Annotated in this window: 18 protein-coding genes; 9 read left to right on the top strand and 9 right to left on the bottom strand. The window is 71.4% G+C overall.

The features are described from left to right. The first annotated feature begins 14 nt into the window (after positions 1 to 14). The 4 genes from NYZ98_RS28695 (at position 15) to NYZ98_RS28680 (ending at position 5,198) form a co-directional block, all read left to right on the top strand. Positions 15 to 980 carry a threonine ammonia-lyase gene (locus tag NYZ98_RS28695; RefSeq protein ID WP_262846682.1) on the top strand — a complete coding sequence of 322 codons (966 nt, stop codon included), beginning with the start codon at positions 15 to 17 and terminating at the stop codon, positions 978 to 980. Between the two features lie 388 nt (positions 981 to 1,368). Next, the gene (locus tag NYZ98_RS28690) at positions 1,369 to 2,370 is read left to right on the top strand and encodes a pectate lyase family protein (RefSeq protein WP_262846681.1); all 1,002 of its coding nucleotides are present in this window, start codon (positions 1,369 to 1,371) and stop codon (positions 2,368 to 2,370) included. Positions 2,371 to 2,454: 84 nt separating this feature from the next. Beyond that, positions 2,455 to 3,891 (top strand): pectate lyase family protein, encoded by a 1,437-nt coding sequence (locus tag NYZ98_RS28685; RefSeq protein WP_262846680.1) that lies wholly within the window; start codon positions 2,455 to 2,457, stop codon positions 3,889 to 3,891. 38 nt (positions 3,892 to 3,929) lie between these two features. Continuing rightward, positions 3,930 to 5,198, top strand: coding sequence for a pectate lyase (locus NYZ98_RS28680; protein WP_262846679.1), 1,269 nt, complete (start codon positions 3,930 to 3,932; stop codon positions 5,196 to 5,198). A 92-nt stretch (positions 5,199 to 5,290) separates the two neighbouring features. On the opposite strand, the gene NYZ98_RS28675 is transcribed toward NYZ98_RS28680, so the two are convergent. Next, positions 5,291 to 6,631, bottom strand: a complete 1,341-nt coding sequence (locus NYZ98_RS28675; RefSeq protein WP_262846678.1) for a dipeptidase — start codon at positions 6,629 to 6,631, stop codon at positions 5,291 to 5,293. Between the two features lie 284 nt (positions 6,632 to 6,915). On the opposite strand from NYZ98_RS28675, the gene NYZ98_RS28670 reads away from it, so the two are divergent. Together NYZ98_RS28670 and ald are read left to right on the top strand one after the other, a co-directional pair. Next, on the top strand, positions 6,916 to 8,307 hold the full coding sequence (locus NYZ98_RS28670) for an aspartate aminotransferase family protein (RefSeq protein ID WP_262846677.1): 1,392 nt from the start codon (positions 6,916 to 6,918) through the stop codon (positions 8,305 to 8,307). A gap of 90 nt (positions 8,308 to 8,397) precedes the next feature. After that, entirely contained in the window at positions 8,398 to 9,510 is a 1,113-nt protein-coding gene (ald, locus tag NYZ98_RS28665) for an alanine dehydrogenase (protein ID WP_262846676.1), read from the top strand. A gap of 66 nt (positions 9,511 to 9,576) precedes the next feature. On the opposite strand, the gene NYZ98_RS28660 is transcribed toward ald, so the two are convergent. From NYZ98_RS28660 to NYZ98_RS28645, 4 genes are all read right to left on the bottom strand, one after another. Then, on the bottom strand, positions 9,577 to 11,001 hold the full coding sequence (locus tag NYZ98_RS28660) for a tetratricopeptide repeat protein (RefSeq protein ID WP_262846675.1): 1,425 nt from the start codon (positions 10,999 to 11,001) through the stop codon (positions 9,577 to 9,579). 161 nt (positions 11,002 to 11,162) lie between these two features. Beyond that, positions 11,163 to 12,332 carry a S8 family peptidase gene (locus NYZ98_RS28655; RefSeq protein WP_262846674.1) on the bottom strand — a complete coding sequence of 390 codons (1,170 nt, stop codon included), beginning with the start codon at positions 12,330 to 12,332 and terminating at the stop codon, positions 11,163 to 11,165. Positions 12,333 to 12,542: 210 nt separating this feature from the next. Further along, the gene (locus NYZ98_RS28650) at positions 12,543 to 13,190 is read right to left on the bottom strand and encodes a response regulator transcription factor (RefSeq protein ID WP_262846673.1); all 648 of its coding nucleotides are present in this window, start codon (positions 13,188 to 13,190) and stop codon (positions 12,543 to 12,545) included. Then, positions 13,187 to 14,341: a sensor histidine kinase gene (locus tag NYZ98_RS28645; protein ID WP_262846711.1), complete on the bottom strand. Its 1,155-nt coding sequence runs from the start codon at positions 14,339 to 14,341 to the stop codon at positions 13,187 to 13,189. Before NYZ98_RS28645 ends, NYZ98_RS28650 begins: the two co-directional genes overlap by 4 nt. Before the next feature lie 240 nt (positions 14,342 to 14,581). Here NYZ98_RS28645 and ggt point away from each other — a divergent pair, with 240 nt between their 5' ends. Then, on the top strand, positions 14,582 to 16,450 hold the full coding sequence (gene ggt, locus NYZ98_RS28640; RefSeq protein WP_262846672.1) for a gamma-glutamyltransferase: 1,869 nt from the start codon (positions 14,582 to 14,584) through the stop codon (positions 16,448 to 16,450). 36 nt (positions 16,451 to 16,486) lie between these two features. Here ggt and NYZ98_RS28635 read toward each other — a convergent pair whose 3' ends face one another. Next, positions 16,487 to 17,956: a flavin-containing monooxygenase gene (locus NYZ98_RS28635; protein ID WP_262846671.1), complete on the bottom strand. Its 1,470-nt coding sequence runs from the start codon at positions 17,954 to 17,956 to the stop codon at positions 16,487 to 16,489. A 215-nt stretch (positions 17,957 to 18,171) separates the two neighbouring features. Continuing rightward, entirely contained in the window at positions 18,172 to 18,342 is a 171-nt protein-coding gene (locus NYZ98_RS28630; protein ID WP_262846670.1) for a hypothetical protein, read from the bottom strand. A 139-nt stretch (positions 18,343 to 18,481) separates the two neighbouring features. On the opposite strand from NYZ98_RS28630, the gene NYZ98_RS28625 reads away from it, so the two are divergent. Both NYZ98_RS28625 and NYZ98_RS28620 read left to right on the top strand, forming a co-directional pair. Then, a complete protein-coding gene (locus NYZ98_RS28625) occupies positions 18,482 to 19,273 on the top strand; it encodes an SURF1 family protein (RefSeq protein WP_262846669.1) in 792 nt (263 codons plus the stop codon). Positions 19,274 to 19,322: 49 nt separating this feature from the next. Further along, positions 19,323 to 19,643, top strand: a complete 321-nt coding sequence (locus tag NYZ98_RS28620; protein WP_262846668.1) for a DUF3817 domain-containing protein — start codon at positions 19,323 to 19,325, stop codon at positions 19,641 to 19,643. A gap of 111 nt (positions 19,644 to 19,754) precedes the next feature. Here NYZ98_RS28620 and NYZ98_RS28615 read toward each other — a convergent pair whose 3' ends face one another. Together NYZ98_RS28615 and NYZ98_RS28610 are read right to left on the bottom strand one after the other, a co-directional pair. After that, entirely contained in the window at positions 19,755 to 19,946 is a 192-nt protein-coding gene (locus tag NYZ98_RS28615; protein WP_262846667.1) for a hypothetical protein, read from the bottom strand. A 121-nt stretch (positions 19,947 to 20,067) separates the two neighbouring features. Further along, positions 20,068 to 21,048 (bottom strand): LLM class F420-dependent oxidoreductase, encoded by a 981-nt coding sequence (locus tag NYZ98_RS28610; RefSeq protein WP_262846666.1) that lies wholly within the window; start codon positions 21,046 to 21,048, stop codon positions 20,068 to 20,070. Between the last annotated feature and the right edge of the window lie 112 nt (positions 21,049 to 21,160).

Raw genomic sequence — 21,160 nt, 5'->3', positions numbered from 1 at the left:
CGAGCGTGGGATACGTGCCTACGACCTCGCCGTCCATGACCGACGTCCTCGACGCCGCGCGCCTGATCGCGCCCCACCTGCCGCGGACCCCGATGTGGTCCTACCCGGTGCTCGACGGGCGCCTCGGGGTGCGGACGCTGGTCAAGCACGAGAACACCCAGCCCACCGGCGCGTTCAAGGTGCGCGGCGGGATCAACCTGCTCGCCCGCATGCCGGAGGGCCAGCGGGCGGCCGGCGTGCTGACGTACTCCACCGGCAACCACGCCCAGTCGATCGCGTACGCCGCGCGCCTGTTCGGCGTGCCCTGCACGGTCGTCATGCCGGAGAACCCCAATCCGGCCAAGGTGGCGGCGGTCGAGGCGCTCGGCGCCCTGGTGGAGGTCAAGGGCGCCACGATGGTCGAGGCCGGCGAGTACGCGGCCGGGGTCGCGAAGGACCGGGGGAACCGGCTGGTCAGCCCGGCCGACGACGCCGCCCTGATCTCCGGGGTCGCCACCCTGTATCTGGAGATGCTGTCCGACCACCCGGACCTCGACGCGATCTTCGTGCCGGTGGGGGCGGGTACGGGGGCGGCGGGCGCGTGCCTGGTGGCCAAGGCGGTGGCGCCGCGGTGCCGGGTGATCGGGGTGCAGTCGTCGCAGGCACCGGCCGCGCACGACTCGTGGCGGGCCGGGGAGCTGGTGCGGCGGCCGATGCGGACGGCGGCCGACGGGCTCGCCACCGGTTCGGCGTACCCGCTGCCCCAGGGGATCATGCGGCGTGACCTGGACGGCTTCGCGCTGGTCACCGACGACGAGATCCGCGCCGCCCAGCGGCTCCTGCTCACCGAGGCGCACACGCTCAGCGAACTCGCGGGGGCCGCCGCGCTCGCCGCCCTCGTCGCGGCCAAGGACGAGTTCGCCGGCCGCACGGTGGGCATCGTCTGCTCCGGCGCCAACGCCGGCCCCGCCGAACTCGGCCTCCTGCTGCCTGCCGCCTGACCGGCGTCCGCCCGGAGTGCCGGCCCGGTACAGGCCTGGTAGTGGATTCGCCCGCTTTCGTAGCCGGGCCGCCGCATTTCATGGCGAAACACACGGACACCCCGTACGGCGATTCGGCGCGTCCGAGGCGAGGCGGGGGCGGCGACGGGCGTGGTCGGTGTGAATGTTTCATGTCGTTCACATACATGAAACGTGTCCGCTTATCGGAAAAGGCTGATACCGCAGGTAGGCGCCGCCATGGACTCGGCGTCCGACTTTAAATGTTTCCACGAGGTCACCAGTGGTGTTGACAGGAGTCAGCGCTGTTCTACCTTTAGCGTGTTCGGTCACATGAATGGCGTCCACATACATGAACGAGACGCCGAGTTCGCGAACCGAGGAGATCATCGTGACTCTGATCGTCAGCAGGAAGAGGACGGTCGCCGCCCTCGCTCTCACCGCGGCCGCCGGCGTCGCCCTCGCGGGTGGCGTCCTGAGCGGCGTGACCGCCGCCACCGCGCACGCGTCCGGCACGGCGAAGTTCGCCGACCCCTACGCGCTGGTCGGCTGGGGCACCCAGGGTGGCGGCACCACCGGCGGTGGCAGCACCCCCCCGACGACCGTGAGCAACGCCACGGCGCTGACCAACGCGCTGAAGGCCAGTGGTACCGCGGTGATCCGCGTGTCGGGGACGATCTCCTGCTCGGGCATGCTGAAGGTCGCCTCGAACAAGAGCGTGCTCGGCAACTCCGGCGCGACCCTCGTCGGCTGCGGGCTCAACGTGGCGTCGGCCTCGAACGTGATCATTCGTAACCTGACCTTCCGCGACTGGAACGACGACGCGATCAACGTCCAGTACTCGACGCGGGTGTGGATCGACCACAACACCCTGAGCAACGGCTACGACGGCGCGATCGACGTCAAGCGGGCCAGCGACTACGTCACCATCTCGTGGAACCGGGTCTTCAGCCACAACAAGACCATGCTGCTGGGCCACGACGACGGCAACGCCTCCGAGGACCGCGGCCACCTGCGGGTGACGTACCACCACAACTACTTCCAGGGCACCACGCAGCGCCACCCGCGCGTGCGGTTCGGCAACCCGGTGCACGTCTACAACAACTACTACGCGAGCGTGAGCTCGTACGGCGTCGCCTCGACCAAGGAGGCCGGCGTGCTGGTCGAGGGCAACTACTTCGAGAACACCTCCGACCCGTTCCACCGCGGCGAGGGCGACTCGCCCGCGGGCAATCTGCTCGCCAGGAACAACTACTTCTCCAACTCGGGAAGCGGCGACCAGGGCGGCAGCGTCGCCTCCATCCCCTACGGCTACTCGCTCGACAGCGCCTCCAGCGTCAAGTCGATCGTGACCGGCACCGGCGGCGCGGGCGCGGGCAAGATCACCGTCTGATCCTCTGTCACAACCCCCCTTTCACAATCGCGCGGGACGGTGACGCCCCGTGACCCCGAGGAGTGCCCAGAAATGAGTCCGATCATGAGAAGAAGGAGGGCGGGCACCGTGCTCGCCCTGATGGTGGCCGCCGGCGTCGCGCTGGCGGGCAGCATCGTGAGCGGGGTGTCCGCCGCCTGGGCGGCACCGACCTCCGGCAGCTACACCGTGGTCAACGCGGGCAGCGGCCTGTGCCTGACCGGCAACGGTTCGGCGGGCGCCCAGCTCGTCCAGTCCGGATGCAACTCCGGCGCGAGCGAGACCTGGACCGTCACCTCCGTGAGCGGCGGGGTGACGCTCAAGTCCGGCGGCCTGTGCGCCGGCGTCAGGGACGCCAGCACCTCGGCGGGCAAGGCCATCGAGCTGGAGAGCTGCTCGGGCGCCTCCTCGCAGACCTGGGCGCTGACCGCGTCGGGGTCCAACTACCGCGTGGTCAACGCCAACGGCGGCAAGTGCATGAACATCCTCGACAACTCCACCAGCTCGGGCGCGCTGGTCCAGCAGAACTCCTGCGACTCGGTGGCCACCAAGCAGTGGACGTTCACCCCCTCAGGGTCCACCCCCACCGACCCGCCGACCACCCCGACGCCCACACCGACGACTCCCCCCACCGGTAACCCCAGTGGCCTGGTCGGCTGGGCCACCCAGGGTGGCGGCACCACCGGCGGCGGCAACGCGAGCGCGACGACGGTGACCAGTGCCTCGGCGCTGACCTCGGCCCTGTCCGCCAGCGGCACCGCGGTGATCCGCGTGTCGGGGACGATCTCCTGCTCGGGCATGCTGAAGGTCGCCTCGAACAAGAGCGTGCTCGGCAATTCGGGCGCCACGATCGTCGGCTGCGGTCTCAATGTCGCCAGCGCCTCGAACGTGATCATCCGTAACCTGACGTTCCGCGACTGGAACGACGACGCGATCAACGTCCAGTACTCGACGCGGGTGTGGATCGACCACAACACCCTGAGCAACGGCTACGACGGCGCGATCGACGTCAAGCGGGCCAGCGACTACGTCACCGTGTCGTGGAACCGGGTCTTCAACCACGACAAGACCATGCTGCTCGGCCACGACGACGGCAACGCCTCCGAGGACAACGGGCACCTCCGGGTGACCTACCACCACAACTTCTTCGACGGCACCAACCAGCGCCACCCGCGCGTGCGGTTCGGCAACCCGGTGCACGTCTACAACAACTACTACGCCAGCGTCGGCCAGGGCGGCGGCTACGGCGTGGCGTCCACCGAGGGCGCGGGCGTGCTGGTCGAGGGCAACTACTTCGAGAACACCGAGGACCCGTTCCACCGCGGCGAGGGCGACTCCTCCGCCGGGAACCTCCTCGCCCGCAACAACTGCTTCGTCAACTCCGGAACCGGTGACCAGGGCGGCAGCGTCGCCTCGATCCCCTACTCCTACTCGCTCGACACCGCCTGCAACGTCAAGTCGATCGTGACCAGCGGCGCGGGCGTGGGCAAGGTCAGCGTCTGACCTCCGTTCCCCGCCGCACCGCCGAAGGAGCGCACAACGTGAGTCCGATCATGAGAAGAAGGAGGGCGGGCACCGTGCTCGCCCTGATGGTGGCCGCCGGCGTCGCGCTGGCGGGCGGCATCGTCAGCGGGACGCCGGCCGCCTGGGCGGCGCCCACCTCCGGCAACTACACCCTGGTCAACGCCGGTAGTGGCCTGTGCCTGACCGGCAGCGGCTCCTCGGGCGCCCAGCTCGTGCAGTCCGGGTGCAATTCCGGCGCGAGTCAGACCTGGACCCTCGCCTCCGTGAGCGGCGGGGTGACGCTCAGGTCCGGCGGCCTGTGCGCCGGGGTCAGGGACGCGAGCACCTCGGCGGGCAAGGCCATCGAGCTGGAGAGCTGCTCGGGCGCCTCCTCCCAGGCCTGGGCGCTGACCGCGTCGGGGTCCAACTACCGCGTGGTCAACGCCAACGGCGCCAAGTGCATGAACACCAAGGACAACTCCACCGGCTCCGGCGCCCTGGTCCAGCAGAACTCCTGCGACTCGGTGGCCACCAAGCAGTGGACGCTGAACCCCTCAGGGTCCACTCCCACCGACCCGCCGACCACCCCGACGCCCACACCCACGACCCCGCCCTCCGGATCCTGGCCGACCGCCAACGGCCAGCAGGCCGTGACCAGCACGATCAACGTCTCGGGCACCCTGGACGGCAACTACAAGCGCTACTACGCGAGCGGCGCCATGGGTGACGGCGGGCAGGACGAGAGCCAGGACCCGGTCTTCGAGCTGGCCAACGGGGCCGTGCTGCGGAACGTCATCCTCGGCTCCCCGGCGGCGGACGGCGTCCACTGCATGGGCACCTGCACGCTGCAGAACGTGTGGTGGGAGGACGTGGGCGAGGACGCCGCCACGTTCATGGGCACCTCCTCCTCGCAGACGATGACCATCGACGGCGGCGGGGCGAGGGCCGCGACCGACAAGGTGTTCCAGCACAACGGTCCCGGCACCATGTACATCAGGAACTTCCAGGTCTCCGACTTCGGCAAGCTCTACCGGGCCTGCGGCAACTGCACGAACTCGTACAAGCGCGACGTGGTCCTGTCCAACATCACCGCGACCACGCCGGGCAAGACGCTGGCGGGCATCAACACCAACTGGGGCGACACCGCCAGGTTCTCCAACATCGTCATCAAGAACGACTCCGGCAAGAAGATCGTGATCTGCGAGAAGTACAAGGGCGTGCCGAAGGGCAGCGAGCCCGAGAAGATCGGCAGCGGGGCGGACGGCACCAACTGCCTCTACTCCACCTCCGACATCACCTACCAGTAATCCGGCCTGAACGCCTGAGCCCCCCGCGCCTCGTGCGCGGGGGGCTCAGGTACGTCAGGGCTCGCCCCTCAGGCATGCCGGGGCGCGCGTCCTCAGAGGGTGCCGTAGTCCAGCAGGAACAGCGCCTCGGCGGTGGCCGCGCGCTGGAGCTCGTCCACCACGAGCCGCTCGTTCGGCGCGTGGATCGCCGCGCCGTCGTCCTCGGCCCCGTACAGGAGGATCTCGGCCGCGGGGAACTGCCTGATCAGGGTCGCGACCAGCGGAATGGACCCGCCGGCGCCGATGTCGCGGGGCGCCTTGCCGAACGCGCGCTCCATCGCCCGGTTGAGCGCGGCACGGGCGCGGCCCCCGGTGTCGGCGAGGTAGCCGGAGCCGAGCACCTGGTCGGTCACCTCCACCCGCACACCCCACGGCGCGGCCTGGCGGAGGTGCTCCACGACATCCTTGGCGGCGACGCCCGGGTCGCCGGCCGGCGGGACCCGCACGGTCACGCGGGCCCGGGCCACCGACTGGACGGCGTTGATCGCCCCCTTCACCGTCGGCACGTCCAGGCCGGTGATCGTGATCGCGTACGAGGCCCACAGGCGGTCGGCCAGCGAGCCGGAACCGGTCAGCGCCACCCCGTCGAGCACCCCGGCGACGGCGCGGAACTCCTCGTCGGAGGGGCCCTCGCCGAGGAAGACGCCGCGCGGCAGGCCGGGCACCCGGATGTCGCCGTGCTCGTCGTGCAGCGAGGCGAGCATGCGGATCAGCGCGGCCAGCGCGTCGGGGGCGGGGCCGCCGAACGAGCCGCTGTGCACCGACTCGCTCAGCGAGCGGACCTCGACGGTGAACGCGGCCAGGCCGCGCAGGGAGGTGGTGACGGCCGCGTCGCCCACGCTCGGGTTGCCCGTGTCGGCCACGACGATCGCGTCGGCGCGGAACAGGTCGGGGTTCTTCTCGACGTAGGCCTCGAGGCGCTCCCCGGCGTACTCCTCCTGGCCCTCGACGACGACCTTGATCCCCACGGGGAAGGCGCCCTGGAAGGAGCGCAGCGCCAGGATGTGGGTGAGGACGCCGGACTTGTCGTCGGCCGCGCCCCGCCCGTAGAGCTCCCCGTCGATCAGGGTCGGCTCGAACGGTGGCGTGCGCCACAGCGCCGGGTCGCCGGCGGGCTGCACGTCGTAGTGCGCGTACAGCAGCACGGTCGGCGCGCCGTCGGGCGCGGGCGACTCGCCGTACACGGCCGGGAAGCTGCCCTCGACCGGGATCTGCCGGACCTCCGGCAGCCCGGCGCCGCGCAGCAGCTCCTCGACCATGGCGGCGGCGGCGCGCACCGGCTCCTCCGGGTGACCGGGGAAGGCGACGGACGGGATGGCGACGAGCCGCTTCAGCTCCTCGACCGCCTGCGGCATCTGGGCGCTGACGGCGTTCTCGATCTGCTCAGGTGTCACGACTATCTGTTCCCCGCATCGTCTCTGTTCTGATTCGACACATTGCATCACAGACGGATGGGTCGTGCGTGACCGGTGAACCGCCTGCTGAGCGCCTCCGGGTCCGGTGCGGCCGGGCGTTGAGGTCCGGTGACAACCGCGACACCCCAAACGGATTTCGTTGTTGTTACATAGCGATATCGCGGATTCCGAAGTTCTTGCATAGTGTCGCCACGCAACCAGTTGTAATCCCCGGCGTGGAACATGCACACTGAGGACAGTCGAGATCACTGAGGAAGATAGTTATGACGCGACCTGAAACCGACACGGCCGCCGTCCTGAAGGCAGCGCAGGACAACCTGTGGATGCACTTCACCCGGCACAGCTCCTACGACGCCGGCGAGGTGCCGACGATCGTCAAGGGTGACGGTGCCCACATCTACGACATCCACGGCAAGCGCTACCTGGACGGCCTGTCCGGGCTCTTCGTCGTGCAACTGGGTCACGGGCGCACCGAGCTGGCAGAGGCCGCCGCCAAGCAGGCCCAGGAGCTCGCCTTCTTCCCCCTGTGGTCCTACGCCCACCCCAAGGCCGCCGAGCTGGCCGCGCGGCTGGCCGAGCTGACCCCCGGCGACCTCAACCGGGTGTTCTTCACCACCGGCGGCGGCGAGGCCGTGGAGTCGGCCTGGAAGCTGGCCAAGCAGTACTGGAAGGCCGTCGGCAAGCCGCTGAAGTACAAGGTCGTCAGCCGCGCCATCGCCTACCACGGCACCCCGCAGGGCGCCCTGTCGATCACCGGGATCCCCGCGTTCAAGGAGCAGTTCGAGCCGCTGGTGCCGGGCTCGGTCCGCGTGCCGAACACCAACTACTACCGCGCCGACGAGATCACCGGCTTTCCCGGCCTGTCGCCCGAGCAGTTCGGCCGGTGGGCCGCCGACCAGGTCGGCAAGGCCATCGAGATGGAGGGCCCCGACACCGTCGCGGCCGTCTTCGTCGAGCCGGTGCAGAACGCCGGCGGCTGCTTCCCGCCGCCGCCCGGGTACTTCCAGCGGCTGCGCGAGATCTGCGACCAGTACGACGTGCTGCTGGTCTCGGACGAGGTCATCTGCGCCTTCGGCAGGCTCGGCACGATGTTCGGCGGCCAGAAGTTCGACTACGTCCCCGACATCATCACCTGCGCCAAGGGCCTGACCAGCGGCTACTCGCCGATCGGCGCCATGATCACCTCCGAGCGGCTGTTCGAGCCCTTCAAGTCCGGCGACGCGATGTTCGCCCACGGGTACACCTTCGGCGGGCACCCTGTCTCCTCGGCGGTCGCGCTGGCCAACCTCGACCTGTTCGAGAGCGAGGACATTCTCACCCACGTCCAGAAGAACGAGCCGGTCTTCCGCGCCACCCTGGAGCGGCTCCTGGACCTGCCGATCGTCGGCGACGTCCGAGGCGCCGGGTACTTCTACGGCATCGAGCTCGTCAAGGACAGGGCGACCAAGGAGACCTTCAACGACGAGGAGTCCGAGCGGCTGCTGCGCGGCTTCCTGTCCAAGGCCCTGTACGAGGCCGGCCTGTACTGCCGCGCCGACGACCGGGGCGACCCGGTGATCCAGCTCGCCCCGCCGCTCATCTGCGGCCCCGAGGAGTTCGACCAGTTCGAGTCGATCCTCCGCACCGTCCTCACCGAGGCCGCCAATCGCATCTGACGCCCAGGGCTGGTAGCGCCGTACCCGCGTTTGTGCTGGTAGGGCGGTTGCCGCATACCATCATGCAAGCCATTCTGAAAGGATTTCGCGATGAAGATCGGCGTGCCAGCCGAGGTGAAGAACCACGAGTACCGTGTCGCCGCCACCCCGGCGGGCGTCCACGAGCTCGTCCGCCACGGCCATGACGTCTACGTCCAGCGCGACGCGGGCCTCGGCTCGCAGATCCCGGACGAGGACTACCTCTTCGCCGGTGCCAAGATCCTCGACACCGCGGACCAGGTCTGGGGCGAGGCCGGCCTGATCCTCAAGGTCAAGGAGCCCATCGCCGAGGAGTACCACCGGATGCGCGAGGGGCAGGTGCTGTTCACCTACCTGCACCTGGCCGCGTCCCGCCAGTGCACAGACGCGCTCCTCGACCGCAAGGTCACCGCCATCGCCTACGAGACCGTGCAGACCGGCTCGTCCCTGCCGCTGCTGGCCCCCATGTCGGAGGTGGCCGGCCGGCTGGCGCCGCAGGTGGGCGCGTACAACCTGATGCGCTTCAACGGCGGGCGCGGCGTGCTGCCCGGCGGCGTCCCCGGGGTCGCCCCCGCGAAGATCGTCGTGATCGGCGGCGGGGTGTCCGGCTTGAACGCCGCGCAGATCGCGGTCGGCATGGGCGCCGACGTCACGATCCTCGACGTCAACATCGACCGGCTCCGCCAGATCGACGCGATCTACCAGGGCCGGCTGAGGACGATCGTCTCCACGCGGTACGCCATCGAGCAGGCCGTCGTGGAGGCCGACCTGGTGATCGGCGCGGTGCTGATCCCGGGCGCCAAGGCGCCGACCCTGGTCTCCAACGAGCTCGTCTCGCGCATGAAGCCGGGCTCGGTGCTGGTCGACATCGCCATCGACCAGGGCGGCTGCTTCGAGGACTCCCGCCCCACGACGCACGCCGAGCCGACGTACAAGGTGCACAACTCGGTCTTCTACTGCGTGGCCAACATGCCGGGCTCGGTGGCCAACACCTCGACGTACGCGCTCACCAACGCGACGCTGCCGTACGCGGTGAAGCTGGCCGACCTCGGGTGGCACGAGGCGCTGCGCGCCGACGCCTCCCTGGCGCTCGGCCTGAACGCCCACGACGGGCGGCTCACCTACGCGCCGGTCGCCGACGCCCACGGCCTGCCGTACGTCCAGGTCGCCGACCTGCTGGCCTGAGCCCGAGCGGCCATTCCACGCCGGAAGCCGGTCCCGGCACCAGCCCCCGGCCCCAGGCGGGCCGGGTCAGGACAGGCCGAGGCGCTTGCGCAGTTGCCTGGACGTGGCCAGGACGTGCTCGATCTCGCCCGGCGCCGGCCACGGCGCGGTGCCGGGCCGCAGCAGCGTCGCCCGCACCGAGGCGAGGTGCTCCACGGCGCCCGCGTGCAGGCCGCTCTTCTCGGTGAGCCACACGGCCACGTCGACGGGCTCCCTGAGCCGCCGGGTGAGCAGGTCCCAGGTGCCGAGGATCTCGGTGAGGTCGGTGAGGCGGAGCATGGCGCCGCCCCGCCGGCCCGCCGCCGCCACGGCCAGCTCGGCACGGGCGATCAGCTCGGGCTCCACCGGCCGGTCCCACATCGGCACAGCCTGGTCGGCGTTCCACGGCGCCGGGTCCGGCGCCGGGCCGCCGATGACCGACCGTAGCGTGCCGAGTTCCAGCGCCGCGCCGTGGTGCCCGTGCATGGCGGCCTGCCGGAACCAGTGCTGCCCGCCGCGCAGGTCGTTGTGCTCGGCGATCAGCAGGAGCCCGAAGTTGTACGCCGACTCAGGGTCCCCGCTGGCCGCCGCGCGGCCGAACCAGTGGCTGGCCGCGCCCGGGTCCTCCAGCTCCACGCAGACGAACCCGGCCATGCGCTGGTCCTCGACCCGGCCGAAGTGGGCGGCCCGCTCGAACCAGGCGCGGGCCGTGCGCAGGTCGCGGCGGGCGAGTGCGAGCCTGCCGAGCTGGGAGGACGCGGCCGGGTGGTCGACCTTGGCGGCCAGCCGGTAGAGCGTCTCGGCGCCTTCGGGGTCGCGGTCGGCGTGCAGCAGCCGCCCGAGGTAGTAGGCGGCGTCGGCGTGCCCGCCCCGCGCGGCGTGCTCCCACCAGCCACGGGCCTGTCCCTCCTCGCCCGCCGCGTAGCTCATGAACGCGAGGTCGTGGGCGGAGGCGAGGTCCCCGGCGGAGGCGGCGCGGTGGTGCCAGTCGCGGGCGGCGGCGCCGTCCCCGACGTCCTCGCAGAGCAGGGCCAGCCGCCGCGCCGCCGGGCGCGACCCGGCCCCGGCCGCGGTCTCGAACCAGTGGCGGGCGCCGCGGACGTCCCCCCGCTGCTCCAGCAGCAGGGTGGCCAGGTTGACGGCCGCCTCGGCGTCCCCGGCCCCGGCGGCCACCTCGTACCAGGTGATCGCCTCGTCGGGGCTGCCGTGCTTCTCGTGCCAGATGCCGAGGTTGTAGGAGCTGTCGATGTTCCCGGCTCCCGCAGACCGTTCCCACCAGTGGCGCGCGGCCGACCGGTCGCCGCGCAGGGCGTAGAGGCGGCCGAGCCGGTGGGCGGCGCCCGTGTCACCGGCCTGGGCAGCGCCCAGCAGGTCGTCCTCGCTCGATTCGTCGGGGAACGGCTCAGGGGCACGGGGCATCGGCACGGCGGGCCACGCGACCGCCGCCTCCGGTTCACCATGCCACCACGTCATGGGGGACAGAGTCGCATGTGCTCCAAGGGGACGGAACATAATCGACAGCTTCTTGCCGTCCGGCGGAACGCGTTTGACCCGCTGGTCAGAACCGGTCACGGCGGGCCGGGGGAGGGCCGTCCCGGCGGCGGTCGCCGCCGGGGCGCCGGTGGCCGGCGGGGTCAGAGCCCGCCCGTGTAGAGGAGCTTGTTCGGCGTCTTGTCGGGCACGCTGGACACGACACCGGAGGTGGCCGAGCCGATGAGCCAGGCGAGGACGCTGCTCGTCGGGTACTTGTCGCCGTAGAGCTGCTTGAACAGCGCCCCGACGCCGGTCACGAACGGTGAGGCGAACGAGGTCCCGTTCCCCGAGACGCTGCCGCCGCCCCGTTTGGCCGAGGTGATGTTGACGCCGGGGGCGATCACGTCGACGCAGGCGCCGTAGTTGCTGAACGAGGCGAACGAGTCGCTCTCGGAGGACGCCGCGACCGACAGCACCCTCGGGGCGCTCGCAGGGGAGATGGTGCACGCGTCCTCGGTGCTGTTGCCGGCCGCCACGCTGACGAACACCCCGGAGTCGGCGAGCGCGGTGGCCGCCGCGTTGGCCGCGTCGGACCGGGACCCGCCGAGGGAGGCGTTGGCGACGGCCGGCTTGACGGCGTGCGTGGCCACCCAGTCGAAACCGGCGATGATCCCGGAGAACGCCCCGCTGCCGTCGCATCCGAGGACCCGGACCGGGGAGAGCTTCACATTGCGGGCCACCCCCCAGGTGAGGCCGCCGACGATGCCGGCCACCATGGTCCCGTGCCCCAGGCAGTCGTTGGTGCCCTGGCCGTCCTTGACGGCGTCGTAACCGGTGGTCATCCGGCCGGTGAACTGGGAGTTGGCGCCGTCGATGCCGCTGTCGATGATGTAGGCGGTGACCCCGGTCCCGTTGCGCGAGGTGGTGAAGGTGCCGCTCAGCGGGAGGTTGCGCTGGTCGATGCGGTCGAGCCCCCAGGAGGTCGTCGGCGCCGACGAGCGTCCCTTCCTCGCCGGGAGCGGGTCGAGGGCGTACGCGTAGGCGTCCTCCTCGATCGCGGCGACCTCCGGGCGCAGGCGCATCGAGGCGATCTGGGCGGGGGTCATCTTCGCGGCGAACCCGGAGAACACGTGCTGGTACACCCGCAGGGGCCGGACGCCCACCGGGATCAGCACGTCCGACGGGCTCGCTCCGGGCTTGAGCTGGACGATGTACTGGCCGGGGATGCCGTGGGGGGACCCCGTCGTCACCTTCACCGGCCGCGGCCGGGGGGCGGCCGTCCCGGCCTGCGCCGCCGGAGAGATCGTGACCAGCGCGCTGAGGACGATCAACGTTGCTTGGAGTCCCCGTACGGTTCTCCGCGTTCTGACAATGACCTTCGCTGTGGAGCGGATTCTCATCGCGGCCTTCTCATGATCGGCTGTGCTGGGCGAAGAGGCAGTCACTGACTGCTTGACGTGACTATCGACTACTTAGAGTAATCAATGCAGGTCGTCGCCTTGCCGAACCGACACGGTCAAGATCAGGTCAGTGCCCGGAACTCACAGCCAGCCGGGCTTGACCAGGCCCGACTCGTAGGCGATGACGACGAGCTGGGCGCGGTCGCGGGCCTGGAGCTTCATCATCGCCCGGCTCACATGGGTCTTGGCGGTGGCGGGCGCCATGAACAGGCTCCCCGCGATCTCGTCGTTGGTCATCCCCGCGCCCACCAGCGTCAGCACCTCACGCTCCCGGTCGGTGAGCTGGTCAAGACCGCTGGTGACGTGCGGTTCCTTGGCACGGGAGGCGTACTCGGCGATCAGCCGCCGGGTCACGCTCGGGGACAGCAGCGCCTCGCCCGCCGCGACGACGCGCACGGCCTGGATCAGCTCGGCCGGCTCGGTGTCCTTGACCAGGAAACCGCTGGCCCCGCCCCGGAGCGCCTCGAAGACGTACTCGTCCAGCTCGAAGGTCGTCAGGATGATGACCTTGACCTCGGCGGGCATCTTCCTGGTGGCGGTGAGGCCGTCCATGCCCGGCATGCGGATGTCCATCAGGGCCACGTCCGGCCCGTGCCGCCCGGCCAGCCTGACGGCCTCGGCGCCGTCGGAGGCCTCGGCCACCACCGTCATGCCCTCCTGGGCGTCGAGCAGGGCGCGGAAGCCCGCCCGTACGAGGGCCTGGTCGTCGGCCAGCAGGATCTTGATCACTCGGTGTCCTCGGAGGGCTCGTCGCCCGCCACGGGCGGGATGGGAAGCAGGGCCTCGACGAGGAACCCCGCCGGGAGGGCATGGGCGGTCAGCGAGCCGCCCAGCGCGGCGGCGCGCTCGCGCATCCCGGGGATGCCGTTGCCGCCGTTCTCGTCGGCGAGCGCCCCCGGGCCGGTGGACCCGCCGTCGGCGACGCGGACCGACAGCTCCTCCGCGCCGTAGGTGATCGTCACCGTGGCCCGCGCGCCGGGCGCGTGCTTGGTCACGTTGGTCAGCGACTCCTGGATGATCCGGTACGCCGCCCGCTCGACCCCCGGCGGCAGCGGACGGGGGTCGCCCGCCGTCTCCATGGTGACGTCGGGCCCGGCGCGGGCGACCAGCTCGTCGAGCTGGTCCAGGCCGGCCGTGGGGGAGCGGGGGGCGCCGTCGCGCAGCACGCCGAGCACCGACCGCATTTCGGTGAGCCCGTCCTTGCTGGCCTGCTTGATGGTCGCCAGGGCCGTGCGCGCCTGCTCGGGGTGCTCGTCGATGAGGTGCAGGGCGGTGGACGCCTGCACGTGGATGAGGGAGATGCTGTGCCCGAGCACGTCGTGCAGCTCCTGGGCCATGGTCAGGCGCTCCTCGCTCGCCTGCCGCCTGGCCTCCTCCTCGCCCACCCGCTCGCGCTCGGCGCGCTCCTCGCGGCGGGCGCGGGCCATCTCGGCCGCCGTCAGCACGACCAGGATGATCGCGCCGATGCTCGCCTGGTGCAGCCAGCCCTGGTGCGCGGGCACCAGCCACGTAGTGTAGCAGACGAAGAACAGGTACACCGCGCCCGCGACGCTCCAGGCGGCGCGGCGGTGACCGGTCTGGACCGCGTTGAACAGGGCGATGATGGGGCTGGCGAACACCGGCCCGTAGGAGTACCCGGCGCCGACGTACACGCAGGTCGCCACGGCCGCCACGCACAGGGCCACGACGGGCCGCGTCCTGCGGACCAGCAGCCCGACCGGCCCGGCCGCGAGCAGCGAGAACCCGAGGGCGTCGAGCGGGATCCGGCTGTTCGGGTCGCCGGGGTGGACCTGGGCGTTCTGCGCTCCGGCCGAACCCCACACCTGGACCACGATCACGGCCAGGGGGAGCGTGAAGTCGAACCAGTGGGGTCGTTTCATGCGCACCTACGAAAGGTACGTCAGGGCGCCGGAGTACCGCATCGGCCGAGCGTGGCAGTGGCGCCTACGATGCTCGTCGTATCCGCCTGACCAGGCGGCGGGCACGGTGCGTTACGATCGGTCACTCGCCCCCCGCGCGCGAGCCCCGATGATCTGACCGCATCCGGTCATTTTCCCGGTAATTGACCACTGTTGTGATGCTGTGAGTCAATGCTGGTGCGATCGAGGAATGAGGTCCGCATGAGCTTTCGCCGCCTGACCGTGCCCCTCGCGGGGATCACCGCCTCACTGGCGCTCGTCATACCGCCCGCGACCGCCCAGACGGCCGCTCAGACGGCCGCCGCCCCCGGCGACCAGGAGCGGCCCGTCACCACCCAGGGCCACGGGGGGCCCGCCAAGACCCCCGTCGCCGAGGGGTACGGCGGGGCCGTCGCCACCGTCGACCTCGACGCCAGCAAGGCGGCCCTGTCGGTCCTGCGGCAGGGCGGCAACGCCATGGACGCGGCCGTCGCCGGCGCCGCCACACTGGGCGTGACCGAGCCGTACTCCGCGGGCCTCGCCGGCGGGGGGTTCATCGTCTACTACGACGCCAGGCGCGGGAAGGTCGTCTCCATCGACGGCCGCGAGAAGGCCCCCCGGGCGATGACCGAGACGGCCTTCCAGGAGAACGGCGCCGCTATCCCGTTCAACGACGCCGTCACCAGCGGGCTGTCGGTGGGCGTGCCCGGCAGCGTGGCGCAGTGGGAGCTGGCGCTGCGGCGCTACGGCACCATCTCGCTCAAGAAGGCCCTCCAGCCGGCCATCGACGTCGCCTCAGGCGGCTTCGTCGTCGACAAGACCTTCTACGACCAGACCGACCAGAACGCCGCCCGCTTCGCGGACTTCACCTCCACCGCCGCCCTCTACCTGCCGAACGGCGCACCGCCGCCGATCGGCTCGGTGTTCCGCAACCCCGACCTGGCCGCGACCTACCGCGAGCTCGGCCGGCGCGGCGGCGACTGGCTGTACGACGGCAGGCTCGGGCAGGAGCTGGTGGCCACGGTCAAGGCGCCGCCGCTCAAGCCGGGCTCCACCCGCGTCGCGCGCCCCGGTCTGATGGACGCCGCCGACCTGAAGGCCTACCGCGCGCTGGAACGCGCCCCCGCCAAGACCGGCTACAACGGCATGGACGTGTACGGCATGCCGCCGCCGTCCTCCGGCGGCTCCACGGTCGGGGAGGCGCTCAACATCCTCGAGGCGCTCCCGAAGGTCGGCCGACACGAGTACCTGGAGGCCTCCCGCCTGGCCTTCGCCGACCGCAACGCGTTCGTGGGAGACCCCGCCTACGTGGACGTGCCGCTCGGCGGCCTGCTGTCGGACGGGTTCGCCAAGGAGCGGGCCTGCCTGATCGGCGACGTCGCCATGCCGAACCCGGCCGCGCCCGGCTCGCCCGACGGCTCCTACGACGGGTGCCAGGTCGAGGGCACGCCCCTGACCGGTGACCCGGCCGCCAAGCCCGGCGAGGACGGCGCCGAGAAGCCCGAGGGACCCGAGACCACGCACCTGGTGGTGACCGACCGCTGGGGCGACGTCGCGGCGTACAACATCACGATCGAGCAGACCGGCGGCAGCGGCATCGTCGTCCCCGGGCGCGGGTTCCTGCTGAACAACGAGCTGACCGACTTCACCTTCGGCCCGGCCCCCGGCGACCCCAACCTCCCGGCCCCGGGCAAGCGGCCCCGCTCGTCCATGGCCCCGACGATCGTGCTCAAGAACGGCAAGCCGCTGCTGGCGGTGGGCTCGCCGGGCGGCGCGACGATCATCACGACGGTGCTGCAGATCCTCGTCAACCGCTTCGAGCTCGGCATGTCGCTGCCCGACGCGGTCGCGGCGCCGAGGGCGAGCCAGCGCAACGCCGCCGCCACCCAGGCCGAGCAGGCCTTCATCGACCGCTACGGCGCCGAGCTGACCGCCAAGGGGCACACCTTCGTGATCGCCCCCGGGCCGCCGGTCGGCGAGATCGGCGCGGCCACCGGCCTCGAGTTCCTCGGCAGGGGCAAGGTCCAGGCCGTCGCGGAGCCGGCGCGCCGGGGCGGCGGCAGCGCGCTGGTCCTCTCCTCGCGCCCCTAGAAGATCAGCTCCGCCGGCGGTCAGGCCGTCCCGGCCTCACCGCCGGCGGATCAGCTCGTAGGCCTCCGGCTTCACCGTGCGGGTCCTGGCCCAGAACTCGAAGGTGAAGCCGGGCCACAGAGTGCGGTTCCTGCCCTGGTCGTCGAGGTACCAGCTCACGCAGCCGCCCTCGGACCACACGAGCCGCTCCAGCCGTTCCTGGAGCCGGTCGTTGTACGCCCGCTGGGCCGACGGCAGCACGTCCATGGCCTGCGCCCGCGACGCCGACAGCAGGCGCAGGCAGGACATCACGTACCGCACCTGCGCCTCGATCATGAAGACGACCGAGGTGTGGCCGAGCGCGGTGTTCGGGCCGAGCAGGAAGAACAGGTTGGGGAACCCGGCCGCCGAGGTGCCGAGGTAGGCCTCGACGCCGTCCCGCCAGGCCTCCTGGATCTTCAGGCCGTTCCTGCCGGCGATGTTCCGATCGCCCAGCGCCTCGGTGACCTTGAAGCCGGTGCCGTAGACGATCACGTCCACCGGGTGCTCGCGGCCGGTCGCGTCGACCACCGAGCGCTCGCGGATCTCGGTGATCGCGTCGGTCACCAGCTCGACGTCATCGCACGCGAGCGTCGGGTAGTAGTCGTCGGAGAGCAGGATGCGCTTGCAGCCGATCGTGTATCCGGGGGTGAGCCTGGCGCGCAGGTCCGGGTCGGGCACCTGCGCGGCCAGGTGCCGCTCGGCCATCATCTGGTGCGCCTTCATCAGGCGGGGGTCAACGGTGAAGCCGAGGGCCCGGGTCTCCAGCAGCCAGTAGATCGCGTCGCGCAGCGCGCGTTCCGCCAGCGGCACCGTCTGGAAGATCCTCCGGATCCGCGCGGAGAAGGCGAGGTCGGGCTTGGGCTGGATCCACGGCGGCGTCCGCTGGAAGACGGTCAGGTGCCCGGTCCTGCGGGCGATCTCCGGCACGAACTGGATGGCCGAGGCGCCGGTGCCGATGACCGCGACGCGCTTGCCGGTCAGGTCGCAGGAGTGGTCCCAGGCGGCGGAGTGGAAGGCGGGGCCGGCGAAGGTGTCGCGTCCGGGGATCTCCGGGAGGGAGGGGACGTGCAGGCCGCCCGTGCCGGAGACGACCGCGTTGGTGGTGAACGTGGCACCGTCGCCGGTGCTCACCTGCCAGCGGCCCGGCCCGTCCAGGTACGCGAGCGCGCTGACCTCGGTGCCGAAGCGGAGGTGCGGCGCGAGGCCGTACTTGGCGACGCAGGCGCGCAGGTAGTCCCAGATCTCCCGCTGCGGGGCGAACAGCCGGGTCCAGCGGGGGTTGAGCTCGAACGAGAAGGAGTACAGGGGGGAGGGGACGTCGCAGGCACAGCCGGGGTAGGTGTTGTCGCGCCAGGTGCCGCCGAGGTCGGGCGCCTTCTCCAGGATGACGAAGTCGTGGTAGCCCGCCTGCTTCAGCTTGATCGCCATGCACAGGCCGGCGAAGCCGGAGCCGATGATCGTGATCCCGGGGTCCGCGATCGTCATGGCCTCTCCCACCCGTATTGGACCTGACGTCTAAATTACGGCGCAGCGGACGTTCCGGTCCAGTCCATTCACGAGACATATCACGTTATTTCGGGCATACGAAAGGCACCGGCGGCGTGCGGGCGGCCGGCGCTGGCGCCTTCGAGTGGTCACGCGAAACCGGAGGGCGACGCCACCTGCCGGTGATACCGAGGAGATGCCCTACGGGAGGGGCGTCACCGCAGGAGCAGGAAGACGACCACGGCGACGACGATGACGGCGGCGGCGATCGCGATCCCGGGCACCAGGAAGGACCGCTTCGGGGCGACGGCCTCGGGCTCCTGGCGCTGGGCGAAGGCCTTGAACTGCTGGGTGTTCCCCGCAGGGTCAATCTGAGGTTCGGACATGGCACGACTTTATCGACCTCGGAGGTGACTTGACGCCGTTTATGCCAGTTCGGCCTCGCGGCCTGCCGGGCGGTCCCCGCCATGGCCCGGACCAGGACCGGAAGGCGGGACCGCGGTCCCGGGCGGATAGCGTTAGGGCATGTTCCGGACGCTGTTCTCGCCACGCCTGGTGGGTCTCCACCTGGTGACGATCGGCGTGCTGGTCTCGTTCACGTTTCTCGGGCGGTGGCAACTCGGCGTCTTCGAGGAGTCCGGCCGCCCGCACGCCGCGCTCGACCCGGCCCCGGTGCCGCTGTCCTCGCTCGTCGTCGCCGGGCGGCGGGTGCCGGTGGAGGCCGCGGGACGTCAGGTCACCACCGAAGGCACCTTCGACGCCGCGCGGCAGCTCCTGGTCGCCGAGCGCGCGCCCACCGTCGAGGCGGGCGGTGGTTCCAGCCGGGCCGGCTACTGGCTGCTGACCCCGCTGCGGCTGGCGGGCGGCGAGCTGGTGCCGGTCGTGCGCGGCTGGGTCGCCTCTCCCGGTGACCCGGCGGTTGCGGTGCCCGAGGGCCCGGTGAGCGTATCGGGCCGTCTGCAGCCGTCCGAGCCCACCGACTTCGCCAGGCGGCGCACCGCCCCGCTGCCCGGCGGCCAGGTGGCGACCGTCTCGACGGCGGCGCTGATCAACGTGTGGCAGGGGGTCAGGCTCCAGGACGGGTTCGTCGTGGCGACCCGGCCGGTGCCCGCGACGGCGGCCGTCCGGCTGGTGGACGCGCCCCCGCCGACCCAGGGGGGCGGTTTCACCTGGCGGAACCTCGCCTACGCCGCCCAGTGGTGGATCTTCGCGGCGTTCGCCGTCTTCATGTGGTTCCACTTCGTCAGGGACGCGGTCCGCGCCGCCAGGCCCGGCCCGGCGCCCGCCCCCGACCTCAGCCCGTCCCCCCAGGGCTGACCGCCTCCGCACCGGGATATCGTGTGGTGACCGCTCTCCAAGCGAGGTAATGATCGTCGTGGAATCCGCACTCAAGCCCTTCCGGGTGATGGCCTATGTCGTCGGCTGCATGCTCCTGGCCCTCGTGGCCGCCATGGTGCTGAAGTACGCCTTCGGCAACGCCACCCCCGTCGCCGTGGTCGGCCCCGTGCACGGCTTCGTCTACGCCGTCTACCTGCTCACCGCGCTCAACCTCGGGCTGAAGGCCCGCTGGTCCTGGCCCTACATGCTGGGCGTGCTGCTGGCCGGCACCATCCCGTTCCTGTCGTTCGTGATCGAGCGCAAGGTCACCCAGCGCGTCGCCGAACAGGCCGCCGCCGCCCCCGCCTGACCCGCGCCGGGCCGGCGACCGCGGGGCCGGAGGAACGTCCGGCCGTGACGCGGTCGCCCCGGAGGACGTCCGGGAGGCCGGCCGGAAGCCGGCCGGAAGCCGGCCGGGCGGTCAGCCGCCGATCTGCCGCCGCCGGATGCGCCGGAGCCGGGCGCGCTGCGACTCGTCCAGCATGAAGTACGCCGCCACCGGTCCGGCCAGCACGGCGAGGACGACGATCCAGGAGATCGGGGACGGCACTATGAGAAGCGCGAGGATCGAGACGATCCCCGCGCCCAGGTAGTACTTTGCGACTGGCGACATGGCCGGGCCTCTCTTTTCGCCGAGCGGGGGATGGTCCCCACCGCCCATTCTGCGTCCTTCCTTCAACGCGTGAACGGCCCGGCCGAGTTCCGCCGGAAAACGCCCGCGGCGCCCCCCTCCGTCAGGACGGCGGGTCCTCGCCGCCCGCCGGGGCCGGCCGCTCCGCGAGGGCCTTCAGCGTCCCCTCGCCGCAGGGGTCGGCGTCGGTGCTCGCGGGCACCAGCGCCACCTCGTCCACCCCCGCCTCGGCGTAGGCGTCCAGGCGGTCCATGATCTCGACCGAGTCGCCGATGAGCGCGACGGACTCCAGCAGCGCGTCGGGGATCCTGGCGAGCAGCTCGCGGGGGTGCGGGCGGGTCAGCGCGTACCGCACCACGTCGGCGAACCCGGCCTCCGCGAACATCTCGCCGTATCCCGGCGCCGCCAGGTACGGCACCACGCCGCGCCGGATCTGCTCGATCGCGGCCGGGTCGGGGTCCACGGCGGCGGTCACCCACGCGGCGACCTTGGTGGCCGGGGAGATCAGGCGCAGGTCGGTGATCAGCCGCGCGGCCGAGGCGGGGGTGAGCAGGTTGAGCACCATGCGGTCGGCGAGCGCCGCGGCGCGCACGGCCGAGGGGCCGAACGCGGCTACCGTGAGCTCCGACCGGGGGGCGGGCAGCCGCAGCCGGTACCCGTTGCTGGTGAGCATGGTGCCGGAGAAGGCGGACTTCTCCCCGTCGAGCAGCGGCCGGAGCGCCTGGACGGCCTCGCGCAGCGCCGTGCCCGCGCGGGACCTGGAGCGGCCGTGCCACTCCTCCACGACCACCGGGCTGGAGGTGCCGAGCGCGACGTTCACCTGCCTGCCGGTGAGCTCGGCGACCGAGGCGGCGCCCATCGCGATCATCATGGGATCCCGGACGGTCACCGCCAGCGGCCCGACGGTCAGCGCGATCCTGCGGGTGCGCGCGCCGATCGCCGTGGCGAGTGCGAAGGCGTCGTAGGTCGCCATCTCGCCGACCCACACCTCGGGGTAGCCGTGCTCGTCCGCGATCTGCGCGGTACGCACCGCCTCGCCCGCCGGGCGGTCCTGCCACAGCCCGAGGGAGACGCTGAGCCTCATGTGTAACGCTCCTGCCCTAGCCCGGGGAAGCCGTGGTGCCTTTCGCGGCGTGTTCCCGGAATCGTCCGAGGGGGACGCTCAGTCAACCTCATAGTGGATGTTTCCCACCACT

Origin of the sequence: Sphaerisporangium corydalis, from assembly GCF_025506355.1 — a bacterium.
In the GTDB taxonomy this organism is placed as follows: domain Bacteria; phylum Actinomycetota; class Actinomycetes; order Streptosporangiales; family Streptosporangiaceae; genus Sphaerisporangium; species Sphaerisporangium corydalis.
Note: the sequence above shows the minus strand (reverse complement) of the source record. Positions and strands in the feature narration are given on the sequence as shown.